Annotated in this window: 15 protein-coding genes; 9 read left to right on the top strand and 6 right to left on the bottom strand. The window is 38.1% G+C overall.

Going from position 1 to position 15,632, the window contains the following annotated elements; all coding sequences use genetic code 11:
* Positions 1–50 precede the first annotated feature (50 nt).
* Together K1720_RS06555 and K1720_RS06550 are read right to left on the bottom strand one after the other, a co-directional pair.
* The gene (locus K1720_RS06555) at positions 51–848 is read right to left on the bottom strand and encodes a slipin family protein (protein WP_251947838.1); all 798 of its coding nucleotides are present in this window, start codon (positions 846–848) and stop codon (positions 51–53) included.
* Between the two features lie 6 nt (positions 849–854).
* Complete coding sequence (locus K1720_RS06550) at positions 855–2,204, bottom strand: NfeD family protein (RefSeq protein WP_251947836.1); 1,350 nt, start codon at positions 2,202–2,204, stop codon at positions 855–857.
* Between the two features lie 96 nt (positions 2,205–2,300).
* On the opposite strand from K1720_RS06550, the gene K1720_RS06545 reads away from it, so the two are divergent.
* Genes K1720_RS06545 through K1720_RS06530 form a run of 4 tightly spaced genes read left to right on the top strand, consistent with a single transcriptional unit; the run spans position 2,301 to position 4,101 of the window.
* Positions 2,301–2,588, top strand: a complete 288-nt coding sequence (locus tag K1720_RS06545) for a protein kinase family protein (protein WP_251947834.1) — start codon at positions 2,301–2,303, stop codon at positions 2,586–2,588.
* Positions 2,576–3,427, top strand: coding sequence for a DNA-3-methyladenine glycosylase family protein (locus K1720_RS06540; RefSeq protein WP_251947833.1), 852 nt, complete (start codon positions 2,576–2,578; stop codon positions 3,425–3,427). Before K1720_RS06545 ends, K1720_RS06540 begins: the two co-directional genes overlap by 13 nt.
* Positions 3,402–3,728, top strand: coding sequence for a hypothetical protein (locus K1720_RS06535; protein ID WP_251947831.1), 327 nt, complete (start codon positions 3,402–3,404; stop codon positions 3,726–3,728). Before K1720_RS06540 ends, K1720_RS06535 begins: the two co-directional genes overlap by 26 nt.
* Positions 3,706–4,101 carry a hypothetical protein gene (locus K1720_RS06530; protein WP_251947829.1) on the top strand — a complete coding sequence of 132 codons (396 nt, stop codon included), beginning with the start codon at positions 3,706–3,708 and terminating at the stop codon, positions 4,099–4,101. The genes K1720_RS06535 and K1720_RS06530 overlap by 23 nt, the downstream gene beginning before the upstream one ends.
* On the opposite strand, the gene K1720_RS06525 is transcribed toward K1720_RS06530, so the two are convergent.
* Positions 4,079–6,763 (bottom strand): DEAD/DEAH box helicase, encoded by a 2,685-nt coding sequence (locus K1720_RS06525; protein ID WP_251947827.1) that lies wholly within the window; start codon positions 6,761–6,763, stop codon positions 4,079–4,081. The two genes, K1720_RS06530 and K1720_RS06525, sit on opposite strands and share 23 nt — an antisense overlap.
* 89 nt (positions 6,764–6,852) lie before the next feature.
* On the opposite strand from K1720_RS06525, the gene K1720_RS06520 reads away from it, so the two are divergent.
* On the top strand, positions 6,853–8,628 hold the full coding sequence (locus tag K1720_RS06520; protein ID WP_251947825.1) for a ribosome biogenesis/translation initiation ATPase RLI: 1,776 nt from the start codon (positions 6,853–6,855) through the stop codon (positions 8,626–8,628).
* Positions 8,629–8,721: 93 nt separating this feature from the next.
* Complete coding sequence (locus K1720_RS06515; RefSeq protein WP_251947823.1) at positions 8,722–9,768, top strand: DUF835 domain-containing protein; 1,047 nt, start codon at positions 8,722–8,724, stop codon at positions 9,766–9,768.
* Positions 9,769–9,821: 53 nt separating this feature from the next.
* Here K1720_RS06515 and K1720_RS06510 read toward each other — a convergent pair whose 3' ends face one another.
* Together K1720_RS06510 and K1720_RS06505 are read right to left on the bottom strand one after the other, a co-directional pair.
* On the bottom strand, positions 9,822–10,793 hold the full coding sequence (locus K1720_RS06510; protein WP_251947821.1) for a beta-ribofuranosylaminobenzene 5'-phosphate synthase family protein: 972 nt from the start codon (positions 10,791–10,793) through the stop codon (positions 9,822–9,824).
* Positions 10,794–10,985: 192 nt separating this feature from the next.
* Complete coding sequence (locus K1720_RS06505) at positions 10,986–11,741, bottom strand: DMT family transporter (protein WP_251947820.1); 756 nt, start codon at positions 11,739–11,741, stop codon at positions 10,986–10,988.
* Between the two features lie 120 nt (positions 11,742–11,861).
* Here K1720_RS06505 and folP point away from each other — a divergent pair, with 120 nt between their 5' ends.
* On the top strand, positions 11,862–12,686 hold the full coding sequence (folP, locus tag K1720_RS06500) for a dihydropteroate synthase (protein ID WP_251947818.1): 825 nt from the start codon (positions 11,862–11,864) through the stop codon (positions 12,684–12,686).
* On the opposite strand, the gene K1720_RS06495 is transcribed toward folP, so the two are convergent.
* Positions 12,676–13,470 carry a class II glutamine amidotransferase gene (locus K1720_RS06495; protein WP_251947816.1) on the bottom strand — a complete coding sequence of 265 codons (795 nt, stop codon included), beginning with the start codon at positions 13,468–13,470 and terminating at the stop codon, positions 12,676–12,678. The genes folP and K1720_RS06495 overlap by 11 nt on opposite strands.
* A gap of 56 nt (positions 13,471–13,526) precedes the next feature.
* Between K1720_RS06495 and K1720_RS06490 the strand changes: the two genes are divergently transcribed.
* Together K1720_RS06490 and K1720_RS06485 are read left to right on the top strand one after the other, a co-directional pair.
* On the top strand, positions 13,527–14,264 hold the full coding sequence (locus tag K1720_RS06490) for a Rossmann-like domain-containing protein (RefSeq protein ID WP_251947814.1): 738 nt from the start codon (positions 13,527–13,529) through the stop codon (positions 14,262–14,264).
* Between the two features lie 354 nt (positions 14,265–14,618).
* Positions 14,619–15,488 (top strand): type I restriction endonuclease, encoded by an 870-nt coding sequence (locus tag K1720_RS06485; protein ID WP_251947812.1) that lies wholly within the window; start codon positions 14,619–14,621, stop codon positions 15,486–15,488.
* Positions 15,489–15,632 lie beyond the last annotated feature (144 nt).

Below are 15,632 nucleotides of genomic sequence, written 5' to 3'. Positions count from 1 at the left end.
CACCCAAATAAAACAGTAAGAAAATAGACAGAAAAACAAAAAGAAAGAAATTATTCCTTTTCTTCTTCCATCTTCTTCCTAGCAACTTCAGCGGTGTCTGACAAACTTCTAAATAGCTTCAACATTTCCATCGGGAGTGTTAGAACTATAACATTGCTCTTATCTCCAGCAACATCACTTATCGTCTGAAGAGTTCTAAGTTGTAGAGCCATTGGATGTTCAGATATTATTTCTGCAGCTTCTCTAAGTTTCTCTGCAGCTTGTCTTTCAGCCTCTGCAAGCGTGATCCTAGCTCTTCTTTCTCTTTCTGCCTCAGCTTGCCTTGCCATTGCCCTTTGCATTCCTGCTGGAAGCTCAACGTCTTTAATCTCCACTGCAGTAACTTTTATCCCCCATGGGTCAGTTGCTTCATCTATTATCCGTTGTAATTCTCTATTTAACTTTTCTCTCTCACTAAGAAGCTCATCTAAGTGTGCTTGGCCTATCACACTTCTCAATGTTGTCTGAGAGATTTGAGAAGTGGCCATGATGAAGTTCTTAACCTGAGTCACTGCTTTCACGGGGTCAACAACTCTGAAATAAACAACCGCATTAACCCTTACTGGAACATTATCCTTTGTAATCGTTTCTTGAACAGGCACATCTAAAACTTGGGTTCTTAAATCAACGATTACTGCCTTTTCGAAAATGGGGATTATGAAGAAGAGTCCAGGTCCTCTTGGGCCCACAACCCTACCCAGTCTGAAGATCACTGCTCTTTCATATTCCTTGACTATTTTTATGGCCGATGCCAAAAACACCAGTACAAAAACTAAAATTATCACATACACAACCCATTCAAATGCCATTTCTTTTCACCTCATAACATTTTCTTCTTTAGAGTATTTCTCTTTTTCCCTAACAACAATGAGCTTGAGACCTTCCATTTCAACAACCTTCACTTTCTCTCCAATATTTATTGTCGTTCCATCTTTGCTCTTTGCTTTCCATAGCTCTCCCCTAATCCTGACCATCCCTTCTGGAGCTAACGGTTCAACGACTTCACCTGAAAGGCCTATCATTTCTTCTTTTCCAGTTTGTGCTTTTCTTCTATGGGCTCTTATTACCGCTGCCATCCCAAAGGCAAAGAATAATGCTAATAATGCCCCTATTGTGATGATTATCACTCTTATCTCTGAATAGACCTCTCGAGAAATAAGGTAATCCACTCCACCACCTCCACTAAACAGCATTATACTACCCAAAACAAAAGTTATGAAACCTGCAACTGTAAATAATCCAAATGTGGGAGTTAACGCCTCTGCGATAAAGAAGATTACTGCTAGAATAATCAATAATAGACCTGCACTTCTGTAGCCAAAATATCCGAGGCCTATTATCGCCAATACTATCATGATTGCTCCAATCGTCTCTGGAACGTGCCATCCAGGACTTAAAAAGCCTAGGACTAACGCCCATATCCCTAATGTAAGGAGAACATACGCAATTGCTGGATCTGTTATGTATGTTACTACTTTATCTTTCAAACTAGGTTCTAAGTACCTCAATTCTGCTCCTTTTAGATCTAAAGTTATGTATTCCCCTCTAACTGGAACTTTTGTCTTCATCCCATGAGCCTTCTCTATGAGCTCATCAACATCGCCGGCAATAACCTCAATTATACCATATTTCAAAGCTTCTTCCTGATCTATAGCCAGATCCTCAGTTATAAATCTCTCTGCCATGGTTTCATTTCTTCCACTGGCTTTTGCTAGGCTTTTGATATAAGATATATAGAAATTAACAACTTTTGGAGGAGCCTCTATAATGCTCCCATTTTGGGAATATCCCATAATTGGCCTACAAGCCCCAAGACTTGTGCCTGGAGCCATTGCTATTAAGTGAGACCCTAACGCAATATATGTGCCTGCAGAGGCCGCCATGGCTCCCGGTGGATAGATATATGTTATAACCGGTACTTCTGCAGACTTTATTCTCTCTATAATGTTTTGCATTGCATCCGCTCTTCCCCCGGGAGTATCTAAGAGAATTATAATAGCACTCGCGTCTGCCTGTTCCGCCTCGCTAATGTACCTATCAAACTGATCATAAGTATAAGAAGTTATCTCACCTTTTATTTGAGCCACATAAACCACTTTGGCCTCTGCCAGAGTAGGGGCTAGAAAAATAAGTAGAAAAACTACTAGTACAACAGTTTTCCTCATAACTACCACCTGTATAAATGTAGTTCCTAATCTTAATTAAGTTTTCTCTTGCAAGAAAAGTTAATAAGAATCTAGAACATAATATCTTCGAGAACTATGAAAAAGGAGATAAAACAGTTTAGAATAACAAAAGGAGATGAAAAGATTAAGGCCGCATGGAAGTTGGTTAGGGAAGTCGCTAAATACTCTCACAGTGGGCCTTTCTGGAAATTCTTAGAGGAAAACTTTGGAATAAAGGAAAAGGATGTTAAAGAGATCATGCGTTTCTTGGAACAGGTAGGAGAAGTTGAAATACACCGATCCATAGACGGTAAAAGGTTATATGTTTCAACACTAAAAGATATAAAGGACAACCCAATTAAGCTAGACCGATGGTTAAAGTGATTGATCTTAATAAGATAACTCATGAAATGATCAAAAACGGTACATGGGAATTTAAAAATGGAATCTTTAGACAGGCTCTGGATTATGGGATAATAGGATTTGATGGAGAAAACTTCTACTTCCCAGAGCATTTTTCTAAAAAGCAACAAAAGAAAGCTCGAGAAAAGATTAAATTTATACTTGGTTTAGACGTTAAGCTAGAAGAGTTTTACTCTGAAATATCTGACTCAAAGTTCGCATTTCTCATAGACGAATTTTATGGCCTTACAGTCCCAAAAGCCCCAGAGAAGTACCAAGCTTTGATTGAAACTATTGCCCAGCAGCAAGTGAGTTTCGAGTTCGCTATGCAGACTATAAGAAATCTTGTAAAATTAATAGGAAGAAAAATTGGAGATCTTTACTTGTTCCCAAAGCCTAATGACATACTTAGATTAAGCGAAGAAAAATTAAAGGAAACCAAACTGGGATATAGAGCAAACTACATACAATACCTAACCCAAGAGTACGTAAAAGGAAAGCTGAGGTTAGAACTTGAAAACCTTAGCGAAGAAGAAGCAATAAAGTATCTAATTAAGTTCCGGGGAATTGGGAAATGGAGTGCTGAGCTTTTCTTAGCTTACGGCCTTGGAAAGAACACATACCCTGCCAGTGACTTAGGGCTTAAAAGAGGAATAGCAAAAATATTTGGAAAAACTCCCAAAGAAGTAAAGGAAAAAGACGTGCGAGAGATAATTGACCCCTATGGAAAATGGAGGTCTCTTTTAGCATTTTATATTCTGTGCTATGATAGAAAAACTGAAATGGTGAAAAAACGTGGAGAAAATAGAAATACGCGTTGAAAAGGAGAGGTTTAAAGAATTAAAAAATGCCGATATTACTGAACTCATAAAAAAGAATCTTTCAAAAGCCGAAAGAACTTTGCAAGCTGAGAGGGAGATTTTTCTTCTTAAAACAAAAGTAAAACTTGAAGAAAAACTACAAGAAATTGAAGCTGAACTGGAAGAGTTAAGAAAGTTCTACAAAAAAGCCCTAGAAGATAAGGAACTAATGCTAGAGATTAGAAAAAAGCTCCAAACAGAAAACAAAGAGCTTAAGAAAGAATTGGAGGCGAAAAAACGTGAAAGTAATAATAAAACCTAAAAGAGGATTTGGAAAGATCGAAGCTGAACTCAATAACTCATTAATTACAAAAATAAAAGAATTAAGTAAAAGATATCAAGTGAGTGAGGAAAAAATCCTAGAGATAATTTTTTCTGGAGAGTTTAAAAATCCTAAAGGGAATGTAAAAAAGCTGGAAGAAAGTATAGAAGAGCTCAAAAAGAAAGTAGGGAGTCTCGAAAAGGAATGGGCCCCATTAAGATACAAAGCATATGGAGTAAGCGAAGACAACAAAATCCTGGCAATAGAGTTAAGTGGTCTTCTAGCAGAAAACCTACAGTTAAAGCGCTTTTTAAGAAAGAAAATAGAAAGAAATGTGGAATTAAGAAAGCTTATCCAGTATTATCTTCAATAGATGTTAGTAACATTTTCCAAACTCGTATAGCCTGCCACTTGTCGAGAAATTCGTTAAAGGTACCACATTTGGGTGAGTACACACAAAGAGGACATCCATCCCTACACTCACATTTATCTAAATGTTCCAAACTTTTCTCCATCAGGTTCTCAGCATTTTTGTATAAAATATCAGCTAAACCAAAACCGCCCTCATTTCCATCATATATGAAAATTATTGGCTTACCTATAAAAGGAGGATTTGGAAAACTCTCATAGCTATAGCCGCCCAGTTCTCTAGAGTCCACATAAGTAAAAATTGGAGCTATTTTGATCATGTTGTGCTCTATCGCATGAAGGGCAGAACCTATACCATCTTTACTATCTATCATCTTCTTTATTGCAAATTCAAGTTCTTCATCTCTAATCTTCAATCCCTTGAGGCTTTCTTTTATATTCTTCCGTAAGTAATGTGTTGTCGCACCAAGGAATTCTGGGAAAATAGTCCTTCTATCAAACTTTTCATAAAGAGAGAAAGCTATCTTTTCATAACCCTTTTCAGCAGTTAATTTAAAGAAATGGTGAAATTCCTCATTTGCAACCTCTCTTATACCATCAGGAAAAATAAGCCAGATACCCTCCGTCTCAAATTCCCATATAAAAGGTTCATCAAACTCAACCTTTACAAATTTTTCCCAGTTCAGAATATCCCACTCCTCTCCTTTTATCTCTCCTCCAACAAGAGGAGAGTATATATCAGCCTTTAAAACACCTTCTTCTTTCAGTTTTAAAAGTTCCTGAAGGTAAAGAGAAACATCTTTTCCTTTCACCGCGAAGCCCCAGTAGTAATGTCTAACCCTCAGCCTTCCTACGTAGATTTCAACCCCTTTGTAGGTCTTTTTATCAGAGATATTAAGAATTTCCACCTCTTCTCTTTTAGATGGGAATGTATCAACCTCCCAGAACTTATTAAGCGAAGATGCAAAGATAAAGTGGAATTTTCCAATACTCAACTTGTCTCTGGCCATATAAAGTTCTCCCCTCGAAAAGTATGCCATTCCAGGTAGAAGAGACCGATAATATTCTGGTTTATCGACCTCTTCTATAACGTAGCCCTTAAGCTTAAGCCAGTTTATAAAACGAAGTAAATCCCCAATACTAGACTTTCCCATCAGCTTGTACCTTATCCAAGGTTCATCCAAGACAAGAAAGTAACTTTCGTCACTCGCTGTTCTTATCGAGGAATAGTTGAGAGCAGGCCTTAGAATACGAAGTTCCTTTTTGGTCGTAAGGGGATTATCATAGAGTCTTGCCACGTTTTCTTTTATGAGATCTTCTGCAAGATCTTTTTCGAAATCATTAAGCTCTTCCCAGTCAATTATTTTAAGCTCGCTTAACATGTAGTGGAGGTGTTTTTTGGCAACAAATTTGTTCCTCAGGTTTATAGGCATGTACTCTATTATCCCCTTTTCAAGCCTCTCCACAAGTTCTTCTACATTTTCTTTGTAATAGTAATCTAAACCATTCTTTCTCAGTATTATGGCATTTATCGCCTCTCTCTCCTCCTTTCTTCCTGCTCTCCCAAAGCGCTGAATAAGAGAGAAGAGACCATCGGGTGGTATTCCATAGTTTAAGACAGCATCTAAATCCCCAATATCAATTCCTAACTCCAAGGCATTTGTAGTTAAAAGCACAAGTAACTTACCCTCTTTGAAATCTCGCTCAATTTTCCAGCGGACATTCTTGGGAAGAGTACCTTTATAAGTCGTGGTTTTGTAAACAGCAGGAGAAGAGAGTAGGAAACGCATTAGCTTTTCCGTACCTTTACGAGAATCAAAGAATACAAGGGTCTTTATACCATTTTCAGCTAAGTTCTCAACGATCTTCTTTAGGAGTTGCATCTCATTAAATCTTCTTGGTTCAAACATTATTAGATACCTCTTTGGAAATGGATTAGTAGCTTTACTTATCTTTTCAAATTTCTTTCCAAAAAACTCCTCAGCAAATTCTTTGGGATTTCTAAGAGTTGCAGAGAGAGCTATTATTTGAGGCTTCTTTCCATATCTTTCAAGAGTCTTGAAAAGTCGCCTGAAAAGATAGGCCGCATTAGTGCCAAAAACTCCTCGATATATGTGGAGCTCATCAACAACAATATATCGGAGATTTTTTAAAAGCCATTCGTAGTCTTTTTTGTTTCTTAAAATATTATAATGCAACATATCTGGAGTGGTGAAAACAACTCGGGGCTTTTCCCGAATTAATCTTCTTCTTTCACTCCATCCCACATCTCCAGTGAGAATCTTTGCATTAATAATCTTGTCTGTAATCTGAAAGAAGAGGAAGTTTTCAATGCTAAATTTCTCATACTGATTATTTATCAAAGCTCGTGTAGGATAAACGAGAAGATAAGTATCCTGAGGCTTTGATAAATAATTATCAAAGATTGCCAACCTAAAGATCTCGCTTTTTCCTGATGCAGTGGGTGTAGTAACCACAATATTTTTCCCAGAATAAAGGGCTTTTAATGCCTCAACTTGGTGCATATACAATTCAAATCCCATAGATTCGACGAGTTTATTTACTTCTTTGTTTTTAAACTTAAAAGAATCTTTTCTACCCCTTTTAGGTGGAAATTTCCTCACAGTCACTATTTCACTTGCTATATCCTCAAAGATCCTGAGCATGATATACTCTAATCTTTAAAGTTAAATTGCTTTTCGATTCTTCAACAACTTTTTAAAGACCTCTAAAAAAGGGTAATGCGGTGAGGGTTATGAGGATTGCAGTCATCGATTATGACAGATGTAATCCAGACAAATGCGGTCACTTCCTTTGTGAGAGAGTGTGTCCTGTCAATAGGATGGGTGGGGAAGCTATAATCATTGATGAAGACAGGTATAAACCGATAATCCAAGAGGCTAGCTGTACTGGATGCGGAATATGTGTCCATAAGTGCCCATTCAACGCAATAACAATAGTAAATCTTCCAGAAGAACTGAAGGAAGGATGTGTACACAGGTATGGAGTTAATGGTTTTGCCCTTTATAGACTTCCTGTACTTAAGGAGGGCATGGTAGTTGGTATCTTAGGTCCAAACGGTACTGGTAAAACTACGGCTGTTAAAATCCTCTCAGGTGAAGTCGTTCCAAATTTGTGCGGCTCAAATGATAGCTGGGATAATGTTATACGAATGTTCAGAGGGAATGAACTTCAGAATTATTTCGAGAAACTTAAAGACGGAACAGTGAAGAAGGTTGTAAAGCCCCAATATGTAGATCTAATTCCAAAGGTCGTTAAAGGCAAAGTCAAAGATCTTCTTAAGAAAGCCGACGAAAGGGGAATCTTAGAGAAGCTTGTCGAGGAACTCGAGCTTTCTAACATTCTTGATAGGGAAATTCAGCATCTTAGCGGAGGTGAACTGCAAAGAGTGGCAATAGCAGCAGCAATGGCAAGGGATGCCAACTTCTATTTCTTTGATGAACCCTCATCCTATCTTGACATAAGACAGCGACTTAAAGTTGCTAGAGCTATTAGGAGATTAGCAAAAGAAGGCAAATCTGTTATGGTTGTAGAGCACGATTTAGCTGTTCTTGATTACCTAAGTGATATCATCCATGTGGTTTATGGTAAACCGGGGGCCTATGGTATTTTTTCAATGCCAAAAGGAACTAGAGTTGGAATAAACGTCTTTCTAGAGGGATATTTACCAGAAGAAAACGTGAGATTCAGACCATATCAGATAAGGTTCACAAAATTAAGTGAGAGACACACTCAAACAGGGGAAGTCTTAGTAGACTACCCCTCTTTAATTAAAGATTATGGGAGCTTTAAACTTGAAGCAGAAGGGGGAGAACTCTATAAAGGAGAAGTAGTGAGCATAGTAGGTCCAAACGGTATAGGCAAAACAACCTTCGTAAAAATGCTTGCTGGAGTCGAAGAACCCACGGAAGGAAAAGTCGAGTGGGAGCTTAAGGTTAGCTACAAACCCCAATACATAAAGGCAGATTATGAAGGTACGGTGTACGAACTCCTAAACAAAATTGACCCAGCCAAACTTATGAGCAACTTTTACAAAACCGAACTCTTAAACCCACTTGGCATTCCTGAACTCTACGAAAGGAAGATAAATGACCTCAGTGGTGGTGAACTGCAAAGAGTGGCAATAGCAGCCTGCCTTTTAAGAGATGCTGATTTGTACCTTTTAGATGAGCCTTCAGCATATCTTGATGTTGAGCAACGTTTAGCTGTTTCAAGAGCTATAAGACACCTAATGGAAAAGAACGAAAAGACAGCGCTTGTTGTGGAACACGACGTCCTTATGATAGATTACATAAGTGACCGTATAATGGTCTTTGATGGAGAGCCAGGCAAACATGGAAAAGCCTTACCACCAATGGGAATGAGAGAAGGTATGAACAAGTTTTTGGCCAATGTGGGGATCACTTTTAGAAGAGATCCCGATACAGGAAGACCAAGAGCCAATAAGGAAGGAAGTGTTAAGGATAGAGAACAAAAAGAAATTGGAGAATATTATTATATAAGTGAATAAGGGCCAAGGGGCATATCTCTTTTTTCTTTTAATTTCCAACAATGAATAAAGATTTAAATAAAAAAATTCATAAAATTTAAAATAGGGGGTATTATGGTTCATGCAGGCGACATTTACATTACTTCCATCACACTTATCAAAATTTTAGCTGGACTCTCCTTCCTTTTTGCCTATTTGGAAAGCAAAAGATTATCTGCTCTTTTTATATCAATATTTTGGTTCTTAGTAATCCCCACTGCTACTTTTGGGCGTGTAGATATAAGAATTGAAAACATTATGATAGCTCTCGGCTATGCATTTGTTATTTTAGGTATTTTTCAGTTGATTAAAGAAGAACACCAATTTCCTCTCCCCAAATCCATATTCATTTTGTTCCCCCTTATGACCGCACTTGTTGGCAGTGTAGAGAGTATTATACGAACTAATCCTCAAAATGGTTATGTTGTAGCAGGGATTTTTGAACTTATTGTTGGCATCATGACTATTGAAATATTAGGCCCGTATTATGGTAAAAATGCAAAAGGATTGGGAGTATCATTGGGTCTTTCGGGAATTATGACTCCAGTATATGCTGTAGCCACCCCAGAATTCGCTAATGAACTAGTAATATTAATTATAGCTTGGTCTCTTGCAATTTCACAGTTTTATTTCTATTACAGAATTATATACAGCGAACGCTTCTTCAAATGGCCCCAAAGTATTGAAGCTATTGAAACCCTTAGAATCAAAGGTCTCCAACTTATTTCTCCGAATGAATTTATAACTGTCAAGGAAGAGATAGGAATTTATCCCGCCTTAGCTTTTCTTAGAAACTTCAAACCCGCCCCTGGCTGGATATGTTACCGCTTAAGCACCATAGAGGCTCCCAATACTATTTATCCAACTGATCTCTACAAGATAACTGAAACGGCGGTTAGATATTTTTCAGAGGCCCGTCAAAAGAACACAAAAGGAATAACAATAATTGAAGGGTTAGAATTTCTAAGATTGTATAACAATTTTGAAAGCGTGGCAAAAATGCTAAGTGCTGTGAGAGACCATGTAATCATCAATAATGGCACTCTTGTAGTAGTTGCAGAAGAAAACGCTTGGGAGAAAAAGGAATGGGCCATGCTAAAAAGAATCTTAGGGGAGGAGTGACCTACCTCGCCCCGAATGACAAGGTTTTCAAAAGAAAAATATAAACCAAGTGTCTAACTTTTGGCAACCTTATTAATAAGCCTCAGTATGTAAGTATTTTCTTCAACAGTTGTTGCACCCTTGTTTCTAGGTATTCCCAATTCAACCCGGGCCCCAATTCCATGAGCTTTCAAAAAGTCTTGAGTTTTTGTTTTTAGTGTTGTATAATCCTCTCGGTTTATGAGCCCATAAACTGTGGGACCCCAAGAGCTTTGTCCATATCCATAGGTGTTTTCTTTCAGAAACTCCATGATAAACTTAATATCTTCCCTAAATTCTCCTCCTTGGTATTTCTCAAAATGCTTGCCAACCAAGATCTGTACCTGAGTTAGATGTTTCCCAAATTCTTTAATATCCCTTTCCTTAAGTGCAGGCAACAACCCCAATACGACCCTATGAGAAATCTTTTCAGCAATTTCTGAGCCTCCTCCAACCATTTCCATTATTGGTTTCTCTTCTTCCTCATCAAGTCCTCTCCTAACGTTGGGAGTTATTAATAGAAACCCCCATTCTTCAGGGAACTCTTCTCTTATTATAAGAGGAGGAATTCCCTTCCCAACTCCTCCATCCACTAAAAAACCTCCATATTTAAACGCATAAATACCAGCACCAGAATTCTTACCTCTTCCTAACAAAGAGGCAAGTCTTTCAATGCTAATTTTGAGCCCATTCAGAGTGGCTATTCCCAATCCAACGGCCAGGGTTAATTGGGTAGTCGAACCCAGCCCAATATGCCGGGGAATTGCATTCTCTACTTCAACAAGATAATTAAATCCTGTCAAAAATTCTTGATTCATTCTGTCAATCGTGAACCTTATTGTCCTCATGTCTTCTTTATTTGCCCTTATCTCCAGTTTATCATGAGGGACTATTCTTATCCTATATCCTCCCTCAAGAGCAACTCCCAGTGAGCCGAATCTTCTTCCTAACGACGCTGAAGGATCTATCAATCCTAGATGAAGCCTTTTTGGAGTTTCGATTAACATTTCCCATCACCACCTGGATAAAAGTAATGCTCTATCAAAATGAGCATTATCAAACTTTAAACTTTCTGTTTTTACATATTATCGGGCTTAACTGAACCAATAAAACACCACAAAAAACTATTATCATCCCCATAATCTTGTGTACAGTTAGAATTTCCCCTAAAAAAGCATATGCTAGCAGAGTTATTTGTATTAGCATTGTATTCTGAAGTATTGATGCTCATAAGCCTTGAGGTATTTTAAAGCATGATTCCAAAGCACAAATGCAAATGCAGTGTTTACAATACTCAGAATCAGTATTATTCCCCACGTCTTCAGTGAAGGCATTGTACTGTATCCACTTGAAGCTGTAACCCCAAGGAGCATTAATGCCCCCACTCCCATGGAGATTGCAGTTAAGGAGATTACACTTTCGTGATTTTCTCTGAGATAATGCCTCATGAGAATCATGTACATGGCCCATCCAATGCCAGAGACAAGCGTTATAAGAATACCAATTCTTTCATTGAAAACTAAGACGCTTTCAGTGAAAAATATTTTAACTCCAAGAATTACAAGAGTTATTCCAACTATCTGGATGGCAGAGGGGGTTTCTTTGAGAAATAGAATGCTCAATATAACAACAAAGATAGGTGTTAAGTTGAGAATAAATGTCACTGTAATTGCAGGCAGATAATACAACCCAACAAATTGTAATCCTTGTGCAATAAAATAACCTGTAAACCCCAAAATAAAAAACCATAAGACTCGCTTTGACGTGATGGCTGGCATGGAAATATTAGACGAGCAAAGTACAAAAAGCAGTAGAATAGATGATCCTAATAAGTACCTATAAGCGGCAAAAGCTAGTGGATTAATATCCTTTAAACCAATTTTAATGAGAACATACGAAGTAGACCACAAAAAAGTCACTAACAGAGCTTCAGCTAATGAGTAGATCCTTTTCATAGTACTTACTTTGCAGAGAAAAATTTAAGATTTTTTGTTAGCCTATTTTTGCCGAATTTAGGCAATCATTTCAAGCAAAAAAGTTTTTTGATAACAAATTTATAAGAATTCGGTGATAACATGAAGTTTGCAGGTATAAACTTAGCAGACCCAAAGATTATGGGTGTGATTAACGTCTCCCCTGAGAGCTTCTTTAAAGGAAGTGTAAAACAAAAAGAAGAGGATTTGATTGAAACAGCTCTCAAAATGGTTGACGAAGGAGCATCCTTTATTGACATCGGGGCAAAATCCACGGCTCCATACCTCGAAACCCAGATCTCAGTAGAAGAAGAAACTAAAAGAGCAGTTTGGGCATTAAAGGCCCTTAGAGAACACATTAACGTCCCAATAAGCATAGACACTACCAACGCAAAAGTGGCTGAGGCTGCAATAAAAGCTGGAGCTGACATAATAAACGATGTAACTGGTTTTAAGGGAGACCCAAGAATGGTAGAAGTTGCCAAAGAACATGGTGTCCCAGTTATCCTCTGTGCCCACAGACAAGTAAGGGACTTCACCGACCCAGTTCATGAAGTTATCACCGCTCTTCAAGAGAGCCTCCAAATAGCCTATGAGAATGGCATTGAAAAGGATAAAATAGCAATCGACCCTGCAATAGGATTTTTACGACCTAAATGGCCACCATGGTACGAATGGGACTCAAAGATTATTGCAAATTTAAACCTTCTGAAAATATTTGGCCTTCCTATTCTCATAGGAATCTCAAGAAAATCTTTTATAGGAGCAATAACCGGAAGAAAAGATCCAATGGAAAGGCTCGCTGGTAGTTTAGGAGCTACAGCAATAGCTGTGTGGAATGGAGCAAATATAATAAGAACCCACGACGTTAAGGAAACTCTTGATGCGATTAAGATTGCACACTTTATAAAAAGATTTAGAGAGTGAGCTCTTCTATTTCAAATTTTTCATTTTCGAGGTCTATAGTCAGGTAAAAAGCAGCTCTATTTTTAACTTCCTCAAAGCTTAATTCTGAGTAGACTTCAAACGTTGATGAAACTATCGCAAAGAGATTTTTTCTTTCTACTTTTAAGAGGCGCGAATACCGCTTATATAATGAATTCTCTTCTCTTTCCCTCACCATATAAGCAGTTACAAAGGCTTTTATTTCAGATGGTGTAATAAATAAGCTAGCAGTGTTAAGCGTTGTTCTAACCATAGGAACAATTTTCTTGAATTTTTTTAAGATCTCATCCTTCGAGAAAGAATGCAATGAGCTCAACAAATAGAGACCTACTACATAGCTGTCAGAGATATCCTTAAGCTTTTCATTGTCCAATCCAGCCATATCTATCAACATCTGCTTATTCAAATCTCCATTGTGATAAAACCAGAAATTAAAACCCTCTGGGGAGGAATACACTAAAGGCTGAGCATTGAAAAGATTAACAGTTCCTTGGCTAGCAGCTCTTGTATGGGCTAGAAGAACGCCAAACCCATCGAGAGAGTTCAAAAACTTTCTTACACCTTTTGTGTCTTCAAAAATAGGCTTAGACGTTTTATAATATTCTAAACCGTCCTTATTAATCCACACAAAGCCCCAGCCATCCTTGTGGTAGGGACTCCTTCCAAACGCCACTTTATAAACGTCATTCTCTGAGGATTTTACCAAGGCATCTACAAACTCTTTCATTTCACTTCCATTTCCAACTGCAAAAAGCACTCTGCACATTTTACTCACCAAACTTTTTTAGGCAAAGAAGTTTTAAAAATATTGGAGGGAGAGAGGTGATCCTTAAACAACTCAAGGAGAAAGCTCTGAAAAAAATAAAAGAAGACTTTAGAATACTGGACTTCTCATTCGCGTTGCCTTATACTTATGTTGTCTTAGAAGGACCCGAGAGGAAAGCTATTGGCCTAGCAATGACACTTCCCGAAGAGATAGGGGAATACAAGACATCATTCAGGTCCCCTAACCTAAAAGAGTTCATTGATAAGATAGACAGCTTAAACATTATAGAAAGAACCCTTGGAGTAGCAACAATTAATGCTATTTCTCAATATTATATTGACTTAACCAAAATCCCCCCTCAAGATGCTACTGAACTCGTAGAAGACGCCAAGAAGATAGCTGTTATCGGAAATATGCCTCCAATAGTTAGAACCTTGAAAGAGAAAGGAAAAGAGGTTTTTGTATTCGAAAGAAATCCCAAATTGTGGGATAGAGAGACCCTAAGTGATAGCCTTGAGTATTACCTACTTCCTGAAATGGATGCAGTAATAGTAAGCGGATCTGCTCTGCTGAACTGCACTCTTGACATGATAGTAGAAAGAAGCAAAAAGGCCAAGAAAATCATTTTAACCGGAGCAACTGCTCAAATTCTCCCAGAATTCTTGAAAGGAAGTGGAGTAACCCATTTGGCCTCAGTGAAAGTCATTGATGTAGAAAAAGCCATTTTAAACCTAAAAATGGGAAGCTTCAGAGGCTTTGGCGAACAAAGCAGAAAATATATAATTGAAGTCTAAGACCCTTATTGTTCTTAGTTTTGTGAACTACCCCGCCCTGAGAGCCGGGGCTTCGTGAAAGTTCATCTACCATCCCGTTGCCGGTAGTCTCACTCTCACCGACCGGTTCACGCGGCCACTACCAGCTATCCCTCCAACGAGGGAATCGCCGGCTACTTTTCAAATTGTCGAACCACTCATTACTACCGGCAAGAGTGCTTAAGCCTTTCGGGCTCTCATCCCCTCTCCCTTGGAAGAGAGCTTCCCACCCGATTGCAATAAAATCCAGAACATTTAGAACGAAAATAGACCGCTAAAAGGCATTAATACAGTAAGCTTTTTATCGACTCCTTTTAAGTTTCAAGGGGGTTTAAAATGCTGAAACTTCAAGAGACTATAATAAGTGTCATCAAAAAAGTGCGTGAACACAGGTTGCTTTATGAAAAAAATGAGGAGGCTGTAAAGCAACATTTGATAGGTGAAATCTTTAGAACGCTAGGCTGGGATTGGGAAAATCCAAGAGAGGTTAGACCAGAGGAAAGAACAGAGGATGGAAGAGCTGACTATGCCCTAGTGCTTGAAGATAAGGTTGTTGCTTATGTTGAGGCCAAGAATCTAGGAATTAATGTCTTAAGAAACGAGAGAGTTTTAAGACAACTTGCCAGATACTGCTTTTCTCGTGGAGTTAAATATGGAATAATTACAAATGGAACCCAATGGAAAGTTGTGAAGGCCTTTGAAGAGAATTCTACTCTCGAAGATAGGATCTTGTTAAGAATTGACCTTCTAAATGAACCTCTTGAACGTGCTTCACTGAAACTGAGTTTCTTATCAAAGAATAAAATCACAAGATTAGAAGACTACTGCCTTTATCTGAAAGCTTTTACATGGGGTTTTGAAAATCTCAAAAAAAGTTATCCCAAAGATTTTCTCTTTTCATATTTAACCGGTTCAATAAAATCAAATTTCCTCCTTTTGGATCATTTAGATGGAAGTGAAGTCCCCAAAGGCCTCTATGTGTATGACAACGGTTGGAAAGGTGTTCCACTAATTGAGAAAAATCTTAAAGGGGTCTTACTCTCTCTGCTCCTATACCTAGCAGAAAAAGCGCCTAAAAAAGAGAGAAACGAGATTCTTATAGCATACAAACAGCTGAAAAACGTTCCGCTAACCAAGGATAAAATCATGCTCCTCCTCCGCGAACTGGAAAAAGAGAAAGGAGTTAAAATTGGCTTGGAGATATAAGGTTATTCTTCGAACCTTTCTTCTATTAATTTGTGTATTTCTCATAACTCTAAAGGTTTTTAAACTCAGGGAAAAAAGAAATAATGACCGATGATGGCAACAGGGTAGCTACCGAATTTGATGTGGAAGCCGTTCCAGTCTGAG

Source organism: Thermococcus argininiproducens (genome assembly GCF_023746595.1).
GTDB lineage: Archaea > Methanobacteriota_B > Thermococci > Thermococcales > Thermococcaceae > Thermococcus_A > Thermococcus_A argininiproducens.
The sequence above is the reverse complement of the archived record's forward strand: the minus strand, read 5'-3'. Positions and strand labels throughout refer to the sequence as shown.